The organism is Micromonospora sp. AKA38 (assembly GCF_027925725.1).
In the GTDB taxonomy this organism is placed as follows: Bacteria; Actinomycetota; Actinomycetes; order Mycobacteriales; family Micromonosporaceae; genus Micromonospora.
In genome coordinates this window covers 19136-30980 of sequence record NZ_BNEI01000002.1, presented here as the reverse complement: position 1 = coordinate 30980, position 11845 = coordinate 19136, and the positions used below count along the sequence as shown (strand labels likewise).

The window sequence follows — 11845 nt, the reverse complement described above, 5'->3', positions numbered from 1 at the left end:
TTCCGCCGGTCAGTCCGCGCTGGTCGGCGGCTCCAGCAGCAGCCGGTCGAAGTCCTTCTGGGTGACCGACCAGTCCCAGGTGCTCAACACGTGCGACGCCGCCGCCCGGCCCGCCTCGCGCCAGACCTCCTCCGACGCGGTGAGTGCCAGGATCCGCTCGGCGGCCTCCTCCGGCGTGCCCACCACCCAGTCGCTCGGGAAGAGCGTCCGGGCGCTGTGCTGCCGGCCGGCGAAGAACGGCCAGTCGCGGACCACCGGCACGGCGCCGCTGGCCGCGCCCTCGACGAGCGCGCAGTGGAAGCTCTCCCGCAGCGAGGTGCTGAGGATGACGCCGACGTCGGTGAGCGCGCCGGGCACGTCGTCGGTGCGGCCGGCCCGCACCACCGCGCCGGCCGCCTCCAGCTCGGCCAGCTCGGCGTCGAGGTCCCGGACGTACGCCGCGACCGCCGGGCTGAGCTCCGGGTTGAGCGGGTCGCCGACCAGCTTGAGGCGGTACCTGTCGTCGCGGCGGCGCAGCTCCCGCAGCACGGCGAGGGCCCAGCGCGGATCCTTGGCAAGGGAACTCAACCCGACCAGCCCGAGCGTGAACCGGCTGTCGGCGGAGACCTTCGGCGCCACGTACCGGTGCAGGTCCATGGCGTTGAAGATCATGTGCGTCCGGGGCCCCTGCGGGGCACGCAGCCGCGGCACCGCGGCCAGCGCCAGGTCGCGGAGGTGTTCGGAGACGAAGACCACGTCGTCCACCCGGGACCAGTCGGTCACGTGCGGCCACCAGCTGAACGCCTCGAAGCTGTGCAGCCGGACGACCACCCGGGTGGTGCCCGGGTCGATCATCGACAGCATCGCGGCGCCCAGGTTGCACCAGTCCACGAAGACCGTGTCGGCCCAGTCGAGGTGCGGACCCCACGCCTCCTGGACCTCGCCGGCCCGCTTGGAGGCGCCGGCGAGCATGTGGAGCGTCACGTTCGTGCGGCCGTTGCTGAGCACCGGGAGGATCGACTCCTCCATCAGGTTCAGCCGGCGGACCTCCACCCCGGGCATCGCCTCGTAGCGGTCCAGGATCGGCCCGAGGAAGTTGTCGTTCAGGCCGGTGAAGAAGAGCATCCGGTGCGGCCGGTCGGCGGGCGGGAACGCCGCCGGCTGCTGCCGGCCGCGCGGGGTCGCCAGCGCCCGGCCGGCGTCGCTGTCGTGCAGCGGCGCGAGGAACTTCTCCGGGTCCTCGGCCAGCGGCGAGGTGGTGCCGTCGAACTGCACGATCCGGTGGAACAGCAGGTTGAACGCGCGCAGCACGTGCGGCGCGGCCTTGCCCGGGTTGCGCTTCTTGAGGAAGCCGTCGGCCAGTTTGAGCTGGCCCCGCACCACGGTCATCAGATGCTCGGGCACCCGGCCCTGGCTCAGCTCCGCGTCGACGATCGGGCCGAGGAGCTGTCCCCTGGTCGTCGGGCTCTTCAGGCGGCCCTGCGCCGCCAACGCCACCCGCTTCGCGCTGGCGCCGTGCCCGGACTTGAGCATGGTGCCGGTGACCCGCTGGGCGATCTTGCCACGGTGCCGTTCCGGCAGGCCGGGCGCCGTGACGGCCCCCTGCCAGAACCAGCGCACCGGGCTGAGCTTCATGGCCCGCTTGCCGGTGCTCAGCTCGAACATCCGCTTCGCCAGGTCGACGGTCTGGTTGCGGGTCGCGCTCGTCAGCACGGACGGGGCGGGGCCGACGGTGTGCAGCCGGGGACGGCGGTAGCGCGCCGGGTCGGCCGACCGCTTCTCCACCGCGCGCAGCGCCGGGGCGATGCCGTAGACCGCGTCCGCGCGCCGGTGCCGCTGGGCCAACTGCCAGACCGTGTGCAGCGCCTGCGCGTCCAGCGCGACCAGGACGTCGGCGCGCTTGGCGTGCCGGCGGACCCACGGGTCGCGCTGGGCACGCAGCCAGGGCCGCCGGGCCGGGCTGGCCCGCTTGACCATCCGGCCGAACCGCGGGCCCAGTTCCTTGGCGGTCGGCAGCAGGTGCAGCTCGGCCAGCTCGGTGGCCGCCGGGATCCGCTCCGCCGGGTCGAACGTGGTGGCCACCCGTACGGTGACGCCCAGGGCGCGGAACTGCGTCAACGCGTCGGTGAGGACCGCCACCCGCCCGGGGACGGTGCCCATCACCATCAGGACCTCGATCATGACCTACCTTCTCGGGCCAGGACGCGCGCGCCGGCGGGGGACGTCCGCGGGGCGCCGGTGCCGAGGACCAGCTCGGTGACCTCGCGGACGGCGGGAATGAGCTGCTCCTCGCGGGCGTACTGCCGCGCCTCGGCGCGGGCCTTCGCCCGCTCCTGGGGGCCGGCCTCGCGGGCCATCGCGGCGGCCCGCCGGAACGCGCCGGCCAGCTCGGCCGGGTCCAACCCGACCGCGCCGGTCCAGAGCGGGTACGTCGACAGCACGGTGGAGGCGTCGTGGTCCGCCTCGTGGGCGGAGACCACCGGCATCCCGGTGGCCATGTACTCGTAGACCTTGCCGGAGGTCATGAACCGGCCACCGGTCACCATCAGCACCACCGCGTCCCACCGGGAGTAGAGGTCCACCACCTCGGCCTTGGGCACCGAGCCGCCGACCACCACCCCGTCGACGGCGGCGGCCCGGAGCAGCTCGGCGTGGGCGTTGTCGCCGCGCGCCCAGGCCGCGCCGATGTGGCCGCGGACCTCGAAGCGCGCGTCGGCCAGCGCCGGGTCCTCCGCGCGCGCCGTCCGCCACCCCTCCAGCACGGCGCTCAGCAGCGGCACCGGCAGGTTGAGCGCGCCGAGGTAGCCGAAGGTGAGCGGCCGGTCGGCGGGGGCGGGGAGCGTCTCGGCCGGGATGCTGGCCGCGTCGTAGCCGTTGCGCACGACCCGCATCTTGTGCGCCAGCTCCGGATAGCGTTCGCGGTACCAGCGGGAGATCGGCTCGTTGACGTTCCAGATGGCGATGGCGTTGGTCAGCAGCTTGATCTCCCACTGCCCGGAGACCGACTCCCGGGTGAACGCCTCGCCGTTGTTGATCACGTCGACCGACCAGCCGTCGCGGAAGTCCACCACGTACGGGACCTGGTGGGTCTCCCACAGCTTCCACGTGGCGGACAGGTTCACGTACGGGGCGCAGGTGGTGACCAGCAGGTCGACCGGCCGCTCCCGGTGGATCTGGAGCAGGGCCTTCTCCAGCGCGGGACGCCAGCCGCCGAAGACCGGCTCCGGGAAGATCTTCAGGTTCTGCTTGCGCAGGTCGGCCAGGTAGTCCAGGTGAGCCAGCGCGCGCTGCTCGGTGAACGCGCGGATGTCGGTCTCCAGGTCGTCCCGGAACAGCGGCAGCTTCACCACCCGGACGTGCGGGTCCACCCCCTGGGACAACGTGTGGTCCAGCCCGTACTCGCGCTCCCACGCCTCGTCCGCGATGGTGACCGCGGTCACGTCCCAGCCCGCCGCGGCGAACTGGTTCGCGGTCTCCCGCATCCGGTAGGCGCAGCTCTTGGCGGCCGGCGGAAAGCCGATGGCCAAATAGATCATGTGCGGTCGGGACCCGGACCGTCGCGGCCGGGGGAGCTTCAACGAGTCCCAGAGAGTTCGCCCGTTGTTCATCGATTCCGATCCTGGGAGGGTGGGGGAGAGCGGAACGGCCCTCGGACAGCCTGCGGACCCTACAATAACGCCGTCCCGCGCGCCGGACGTGCCACCGAGGGGTGGGGGTCACCGCTTTCGTAGACTGCTACGCCATGACCTCGCCCGCGCCCGACACCCGCGATCGTGAGCCCGTGCCCGCCGGGGACGCCGAGGTGGCCGGTGGCGACACCCCCGGTCCGGCGCCGGCGGCCGAGGGTCGTCCGGCTCGCCGGCGGTGGTCCCGGGTCGACGCGGTGGTCGCGCTGGTGTTCCTGCTCGGCGCGGTCTGGGTCACCGCCCGGGGCTGGCGGGACCCGGGCGGGCGACTGCTCGGCAGCCGCCCCAACGACCAGGGCTTCAACGAGTGGATGCTGGCGTACGCGGCGCACGCGGTCAGCCACCTGGAGAACCCGTTCTTCACCACGCTCCAGAACGCCCCGGCCGGGGTGAACCTGATGACCAACGTCGGGCTCCAGCTCCCCGGGCTGGTGCTCGCCCCGGTCACCCTGCTGTTCGGCGCGTCCTTCTCCTATCTGCTGTTCATCACGCTGAACCTGGCCGGCACCGGATACGCCTGGTACCACGTGCTCTCCCGGCACCTGGTCGACTCCCGGGCCGCCGCGTTCGTCGGCGGGCTGTTCTGCGCCTTCGCCCCGGCGCTGGTCTCGCACAGCAACGGTCACCCGCACATCACCGCGCAGTGGCTGGTGCCGTTCATCGTCTGGCGGGTGGTCGCGCTGTCCCGGGGCGGGCACGTGGTCCGCGACGGCCTGGTGCTGGGCGGGCTGGTGGTGGCCCAGTTCTTCGTGAGCCTGGAGATCCTCTTCCTCACCGCGCTCGGCTGCCTGATGCTGGTCCTGGCCCACCTGGCGGTGCGACCCCGCGACGCGCTGCGCCGGGCGCGCCCGATGCTGCCCGGGCTGGCGATCACCGCCGTGCTGGTGGGGGTCGCGGCGGCGTACCCGCTCTGGATGCAGTTCGCCGGGCCGCAGCACCGGGTGGGCCACCCGGGCACCCCGGACATCTACGCCCTCAAGCTCGGCTCGTACGTCAGGTACGCCACCCAGTCGGTGGCCGGCGGCCCGACCAGCGCGGTCGGCTGGGCGCCGAACACCACCGAGCAGGCCAGCTTCTACGGCTGGTCGCTGCTGGTGCTCGCGGCCGGCGCGCTGTGGTGGCTGCGGCGGGACGTGACGGCCCGGGTGCTCGGCGTCGTCGGCCTGGTCTCGGCGCTGTTCTCGATCGGCACCACCTGGACGTCCGGCACCCGCCGCACCGACATTCCGGCGCCGTTCGCGCTGGTGCAGGACCTGCCCGTGTTCGACTCCGTGGTGGTGGCCCGGTTCGCGCTGATCACCACCGTGGCGCTCGGTGTCCTGCTGGCCGTGGCCGGCGACCGGCTCGCCGCCCGGCGGGACGAGCCGTCCGGGCGACTGGCCGCCCGGGTCGGTGCCGTCGCGGTGGCCGCCGCGCTGCTGCCGGTGCTGCCGGTGCCGCTTGAGGCGCGGGGTCGCACGCCGGTGCCGGAGTTCGTCACCGGCGGGGCCTGGCGCGACCACGTGGCGCCCGGTCGCACCCTGGTGCCGGTGCCGGTCAACGGCATGACGTCGCTGTACTGGAGTTCGGCCGCGGTGGCCGGCTTCGCGGTGCCCGAGGGCTACTTCCTCGGGCCGGTCTCCGCCACCGACGCGACCGGGCGCTGGGGCGTCGACCCGCAGCCCACCGCCAAGCTGCTCACCGCCGTGTCCCGGGGCGAACGGGACACCGCGGTCGGACCGGCCGACATCGCCCAGGCCCGCACCGACGTGCGGTACTGGAAGGCCGACGCGGTGGTGCTGCCGGACCGGGGGGCGCGCCGCCACGACGACCTCAAGGTCGTGCTCGACGCGCTGTACGGCCCCGGCCGGCGGGTCGACGACGTGTGGCTCTGGGACGTCCGGCCGGTCACCCGCTGACCGCCCGGCGGCGGGCCGGTCAGGGCGACTTCGTCCAGATCAGCAGCAGGTACCCCCCGAAGTAGGCGGAGAACACGACGAGCGTCACCAGCACCGTGACGGCCCGGGCCCGACCGGCCCGGGCCAGGCCCACGGCCGCCGGCAGCAGCAGCGGGAACGCCGGCAGCAGGAACCGCGCCTTGGAGTGGTAGTAGCCGGCCGCGCCGAGCGTGGTCACCAGCAGCAGGCCGCTGTAGAGCAGCAGTTGCCAGGGCTGCCGGTCGAGCACGCTCAGCACGAAGAACATCAGCGACACCAACGCCACCACGGTGACCACCAGCAGCGGCAGCGCGGCCACCTGCACCAGCGCCTGCTGCCCCCGGTCGACGGTGTAGACGCCGAAGTCGAACGAGGTGCCCCAGCCGGCCGACTGGATGTGGAACCAGCCGTCCGGCCGTCCGGTCCGCGCCCCCACCCAGGCCAGGTACGCCAGCCAGCCGGCGGGCGCGAGCAGCAGCGCCGCGTACGGCCGCCAGCCGTCCCGCCGCCGGAGCACCGCCAGCAGCGCGGCCAGCCCGACCACCGGGATCAGGGACGAGGCGGTGGGCCGGGTCAGGCCGGCGAACAGGCAGACCACCCCGGCGGTGACCCAGTGCCGGCGCAGCAGCGCGTACAGCGTCCACGCGGCGAGCGCGGTGAACAGGCTCTCGCTGTAGCCCATCGACTCCACCACCGCGTGCGGCATTGCCGCCCAGAGCGCGGCGAGCAGGACGCCGGTGCGCCGGTCGTGCAGGTACGCGCCGATCGCGAACAGCCCCCACGCGGCGGCCAGCCCGGCCAGCCACGCCACCAGCAGCGCCGACTCGCGTGGGCTGAGCGGGGAGATCCGGTCCAGGGCCGCGGTCAGGCCCGGGTAGAGCGGGAAGAACGCCATGTTGCTCTGCGTCTTCTCGTACCCGTCGTACCCGTGCTGCGCGATGGCGAGGTACCAGCCGCCGTCGGCCCGGGTGAGCTGCTCGACCGGGTTGCTCCCCACGTTGCCGGCCCAGATCCAGACGGTCAGCAGCCCGATCAGGCGGATCACGGCGTAGACCGCCAGCGCGGGCAGCGCGGCGCGGGCGGCGTGGCGCAGCCGCCCGGCGGGCGTGGGCCGGGGCGGGTCGGGCGCTGCCGACGCCGGGCGGCTCGGTTCCTCGGTCGTCACCACGTCCATTGTCTGATCCATCCGCGCTGACCTGGTGTGATCCGGCGGCACGCGGGCCGTGGGCGGGCGGCGTGCCGCCGGCCCGGCGACGACCCGGGGCGTGCACCGGTCGTTGAACAGCATGGAGGGTAGCAATCGGCGCGACAGGTCACGGATCGCCGACGGCGGCCGGCGTGGCGGCCGGAACCGTTGTCGTAGACTCGCTCGGGTCCGCGGGCGCGGTGCTGGCGACGACGGAACGGGCAGGAATGGGATCTGACGGCACGACCGCAGCGGCGGGCACCCGGGGACGGGTGGTCATGCTGGTGGACAACGGGGTCATCGGGGACTCCCGGGTGCAGAAGGCGGCGCGGTCCGCCGCCGACGCCGGCTGGGACGTCGTCCTGCTCGGGCGCGCGCCGGTGGGCCAGCCGCAGAGCTGGCGGCTCGGCGCCGCCGAGGTGCGCCTGATCCCCATGGCCGAGCCGCTGTCCCGTCGCCGGCACGAGTTCCGCCGCGCCTGGCTGCGGCATCCGCTGGCGTACCCGCCGAGCGGCGTCGCCGCGCACCGCACCCAGACGGTCCGGGCGTGGCGCGCGGACCTGGCCGTCCGCCGGGCGGCGCTGACCACCGCGGCCCGCGAGTCCGGCGCCGGCCGCCCCGGCGGGCTGCCCTGGGCCACGCTGCGCGCCGAGGAGAAGCTGGCCGGCCTGACCCGTCGGTGGGTCGGGTTCCGTAACCGCCAGCTCACCCGCGCCCGCAAGGGCCGCAAGCTGGACGGCCCCTGGGACCGCGCGTACACGGCGTTCTGGCGTCGGCTGCGCGGCGACGGCGCGTGGCGCCGGCTGGAGCCCGGCCTGTGGGACTACGAGTTGGCGTACGGCCCGGTCGTCGACGAGCTGGCGCCGGACCTGATCCACGCCAACGACTTCCGGATGCTCGGCGTCGGCGCCCGCGCGAAGATCCGGGCCGCCGCCACGGGCCGGCGGATCGCGCTGGTGTGGGACGCCCACGAATACCTCCCCGGCGTGCAGCCGTGGCGGGACAACGCCCGTTGGCTGCCCGGCAACGTGGCGCACGAGCGGGAGTACGTGCCGTACGCGGACGCCACCACCACCGTCTCCGGCGGCCTGGCCGACCTGCTGCGCGAGGAACACCGGCTGGCCGAGCGCCCGGCCGTCGTGCTCAACGCCCCCGCGGTCGACGAGTTGCCGGCCGACCCGACCGGGCCGGTGCCGGACATCCGCGCGCTGTGCGGGCTCGGGCCGGACGCCCCGCTGCTGGTCTACAGCGGGGTGGCCGCCGCCAAGCGCGGGCTGGGCGTGCTGGTCGAGGCGCTGCCCCGGCTGCCCGGCGCGCACGTCGCCCTGGTGGTCAACAAACCCACCTCGGCGTACGTCAGGGGTCTGGTCACCCGGGCCGGTGAGCTGGACGTGGCGGACCGGCTGCACGTGCTGCCGTACGTGCCGCACCACCAGGTGGTCCGCTTCCTGGCCGGCGCGCAGGTCGGCGTCATCCCGATCCAGCACTGGCCGAACCACGAGATCGCGCTGATCACCAAGTTCTTCGAGTATTCACACGCCCGCCTGCCGCTCGTCGTCTCCGACGTGCGGACCATGGCCGAGACTGTCCGGGAGACCGGCCAGGGCGAGGTGTTCCGCGCCGAGGACGTGGCGGACTTCGTCCGGGCGGTCACCGCGGTGCTCGCCGATCCGGCGCGGTACCGCGCCGCGTACGACCGGCCGGGCCTGCTGACCGACTGGACGTGGGAGGCGCAGGCGCGGGTGCTCGACGACGTCTACGCCCGGCTGCTGCCCGACGCGCCGCCCCGCCCGGCCACGCCGGCGCCCGCGCCGGCTCCGGCGGCGGTTCCGGCTTCGGTGGAGGTGGGCGCGTGAGCCAGCCGGACGTGACGGTGGTGGTGGCCGTCTACAACACCATGCCGTACCTCACCGCCTGCCTGGACTCGCTGGTCGGCCAGACCATCGGCCGGGACCGGCTGGAGGTCGTCGCCGTCGACGACGGTTCCACCGACGGCAGCGGCGCGGAGCTGGACCGTTACGCCACCCGCTACCCGGGGACGGTCCGGGTGCTGCACCAGGCCAACTCCGGTGGCCCGGCGGCGCCGAGCAACCTGGCGCTGGACCACGCCCGGGGCCGCTACGTCTTCTTCGTCGGCTCCGACGACCACCTCGGGCCGGAGGCCCTGGAGCGCCTGGTCGCCGCCGCCGACCGGTGGGACTCCGACGTGGTGCTCGGCCGGATGGTCGGCACCAACAAGCGCTACGTGCACCAGGCGGCGTACGCCTGCACCGCGGAGCGGCTCGACCTGTTCGACAGCGCGCTGCCCTGGTCGCTGTCGAACACCAAGCTGTTCCGCCGGGACCTCGTCGAGCAGCACGGGCTGCGCTTCCGCACCGACATGCCGATGGGCAGCGACCAGCCGTTCACGCTGGAGGCGTGCTTCCGGGCGAAGAAGGTCTCGGTCCTCGGCGACTACGACTACTACTTCGCCGTCAAGCGGGACAACGCCCAGAACATCACCTACGCCAGCCGCTTCTCCGAGCGGTTGCGCTGCGCCGAGGAGCTGGTCGCGTTCGTGGCCGGCCTGATCGGGCCCGGCCCGAAGCGGGACGCGGTGCTGGTGCGCCACTTCAGCTGGGAGGTGGCGAAGCTGCTCCGCGAGGAGTTCCTGACCCTCTCCCCGGACGTGCAGCAGCACGTCCACGACCGGGTCCGGAAGCTGGCCGGGGCGTACCTCACCGAGGGCGTGCTCGCCCGGATGGAGCCGGCCCTGCGGGTGCGGCTGGCGGTGGCGCGCGACGGCGGGCTCGACGCGCTGCGCGAGCTGATCGGGCAGCAGGCCGACAAGACGCTGCCCGAGGTCACCGTGGACGACGGTCGCTGGTACGCCCACCACGTCGGGTTCCGCGACCCCGCGTTCGGCTACCCGGACGACTGGTACGACGTCACCGACCGTGCCGCCGCGCAGCTCGCGAAGCTGACCGCGACCGGGCTGGCCTGGGGGCGGGACGCCGCCGGTGCGCGGGCCCTGGTGGTCACCGCCCGGAGCCGGTGGGCGGAGCTGGCCGAGCTGAGCGCCGAGGCGCTGCGGGTGAGCGTGGGCGATCTCACGGGTGCCACGTCGGTGACGCCGGACGGGCCCGGTACCGTCGTACGGACCGACTTCGCGGTGGACCGGCTGTTGGCGGTCGTCGCGCCGAACGGGGAACGGCGGACGGTACGCGCCGAGGTGTCCGCGCTTGACGGGGCCGGCTCGGCGCCGATGCGCACCGACCGACCCGTCGCCGCGCCCAAGCTGCTGGCCCGCCACGGCGCCCGGTTGCACCTCGTCACACCCACCACGAACCACAAGGGCCACGTGATCGTCGCGATCACGCCGGTGACCCCCGGTCGGTTCCTTGCCCGCCTGCGCCGCATCTGGCCCTCTGGAGGAAAGTAGTTCATGAACATCTGCGTCGTCGCGCTCGGAAAGATCGGCCTGCCGCTCGCCGTGCAGTTCGCCTCGAAGGGGCACCGGGTGATCGGTGCCGACGTCTCCGAGCGGGTCGTCCAGCTGGTCAACGACGGTGCCGTGCCCTTCCCGGGTGAGGCCGACCTGGACGTCAAGCTGAAGGAGGCGGTCGCCGCCGGGCTGCTGTCGGCCACCACCGACACCGCCGCCGCGGTCGCCGAGTCGGAGGCGGTCGTCGTGGTCGTGCCGCTGTTCGTGGACGCCGAGGGCGTACCGGACTTCGGCTGGATGGACGACGCCACCCGGGCCATCGCCCGTGGCCTCAAGCCGGGCACGCTGGTCAGCTACGAGACCACGCTTCCGGTCGGCACCACCCGCAGCCGCTGGGCGCCGATGCTCTCCGAGGGCTCCGGCCTCACCGCCGGCACCGATTTCCACCTGGTGTTCAGCCCCGAGCGGGTGCTCACCGGCCGGGTCTTCGCCGACCTGCGCCGCTACCCGAAGCTGGTCGGCGGCATCGACGAGGCGTCCGCCGCGCACGGCGTGCGGTTCTACGAGGCGGTGCTCGACTTCGACGAGCGGGCCGACCTGGACAAGCCCAACGGCGTGTGGGACCTCGGTTCGGCGGAGGCGTCCGAGCTGGCCAAGCTCGCCGAGACGACCTACCGGGACGTGAACATCGGCCTGGCGAACCAGTTCGCCCGCTTCGCGGACACGGTCGGCGTGGACGTCACCAAGGTGATCGAGGCGTGCAACACCCAGCCGTACAGCCACATCCACTCGCCGGGCATCGCGGTCGGCGGCCACTGCATCCCGATCTACCCGCGGATGTACCTGTGGAACGACCCGGCGGCCACCGTGGTCCGCTCGGCGCGTGAGGCCAACGCCGCGATGCCGGACTACGCGGTCGACCTGCTCGCCGCCGCGTACGGCGACCTGACCGGGGTGGGCGTGCTGGTGCTGGGCGCCGCCTACCGGGGCGGCGTGAAGGAGACCGCCTTCTCGGGCGTCTTCCCGACCGTGGAGGCGCTGCGCCGGCGGGGCGCGACGCCCTACGTGTCCGACCCGATGTACTCGAACGAGGAGCTGGCCGCGCACGGCCTGCCCGGTTACGACGGTGAGCCGGTCGGCGCGGCGGTGATCCAGGCCGACCACGCGGAGTACCGCAACCTCACCCCGGCCGACCTGCCGGGCGTGACGGTGCTGGTGGACGGCCGTCGGGTCACCGACCCGGCCCGCTGGGCGGGCGTGCGCCGGGTGGTCATCGGCGGTTGATCAGGCTGCGCGGCGGGCCCCGGCCGGAACGGCCGGGGCCCGCTTCGTGTTGTGCCCCGGCGGGTACCGGGCGTGAAAGTCGTCGTCCGATGTTCACCTCTCGGACACCCCGGTAATACTTGCGTCACTTGACCCGTTTAGGGTCGCAGCCGTCCGGTATCGGGCCTCGCCGACAGCGGCGGGCAGACAGGGAGCGTGTCGTTGTTCAGCAGAGTACGCAGCCAGCAGGGCCTCGCCGCGGTGGGCGCGACGCTCCTCGGGTACGGCGTGATGATCCTCGCCGGGGCGCTCGGCCTGGTGGTCCCGTACGCGGTGGCCGCGGTGGTCGCCCTCGCCGGTGAGGCGGCCCTGGCCGTCCGGTACGCCGGGA

At 73.9% G+C, this 11845-nt stretch carries 7 protein-coding genes; 4 read left to right on the top strand and 3 right to left on the bottom strand.

Translation table 11 applies throughout. The annotated features are described in order from the left end of the window. Window positions 1-9: 9 nt before the first annotated feature. Both TPA0908_RS03780 and TPA0908_RS03775 read right to left on the bottom strand, forming a co-directional pair. Window positions 10-2160, bottom strand: coding sequence for a glycosyltransferase (locus tag TPA0908_RS03780; RefSeq protein WP_281934695.1), 2151 nt, complete (start codon window positions 2158-2160; stop codon window positions 10-12). Next, window positions 2157-3515 (bottom strand): glycosyltransferase family protein, encoded by a 1359-nt coding sequence (locus TPA0908_RS03775; protein ID WP_281934693.1) that lies wholly within the window; start codon window positions 3513-3515, stop codon window positions 2157-2159. Before TPA0908_RS03775 ends, TPA0908_RS03780 begins: the two co-directional genes overlap by 4 nt. A 206-nt stretch (window positions 3516-3721) precedes the next feature. Between TPA0908_RS03775 and TPA0908_RS03770 the strand changes: the two genes are divergently transcribed. Next, window positions 3722-5563: a hypothetical protein gene (locus TPA0908_RS03770; protein WP_281934692.1), complete on the top strand. Its 1842-nt coding sequence runs from the start codon at window positions 3722-3724 to the stop codon at window positions 5561-5563. A gap of 19 nt (window positions 5564-5582) precedes the next feature. On the opposite strand, the gene TPA0908_RS03765 is transcribed toward TPA0908_RS03770, so the two are convergent. Continuing rightward, window positions 5583-6767: a glycosyltransferase family protein gene (locus TPA0908_RS03765; protein ID WP_281934691.1), complete on the bottom strand. Its 1185-nt coding sequence runs from the start codon at window positions 6765-6767 to the stop codon at window positions 5583-5585. 278 nt (window positions 6768-7045) lie between these two features. Between TPA0908_RS03765 and TPA0908_RS03760 the strand changes: the two genes are divergently transcribed. Genes TPA0908_RS03760 through TPA0908_RS03750 form a run of 3 tightly spaced genes read left to right on the top strand, consistent with a single transcriptional unit; the run spans window position 7046 to window position 11475 of the window. Beyond that, complete coding sequence (locus TPA0908_RS03760) at window positions 7046-8623, top strand: glycosyltransferase family 4 protein (RefSeq protein WP_281934689.1); 1578 nt, start codon at window positions 7046-7048, stop codon at window positions 8621-8623. Continuing rightward, complete coding sequence (locus TPA0908_RS03755) at window positions 8620-10188, top strand: glycosyltransferase (protein ID WP_281934687.1); 1569 nt, start codon at window positions 8620-8622, stop codon at window positions 10186-10188. The genes TPA0908_RS03760 and TPA0908_RS03755 overlap by 4 nt, the downstream gene beginning before the upstream one ends. Window positions 10189-10191: 3 nt before the next feature. Beyond that, the gene (locus TPA0908_RS03750) at window positions 10192-11475 is read left to right on the top strand and encodes a nucleotide sugar dehydrogenase (RefSeq protein WP_281934685.1); all 1284 of its coding nucleotides are present in this window, start codon (window positions 10192-10194) and stop codon (window positions 11473-11475) included. Window positions 11476-11845 lie beyond the last annotated feature (370 nt).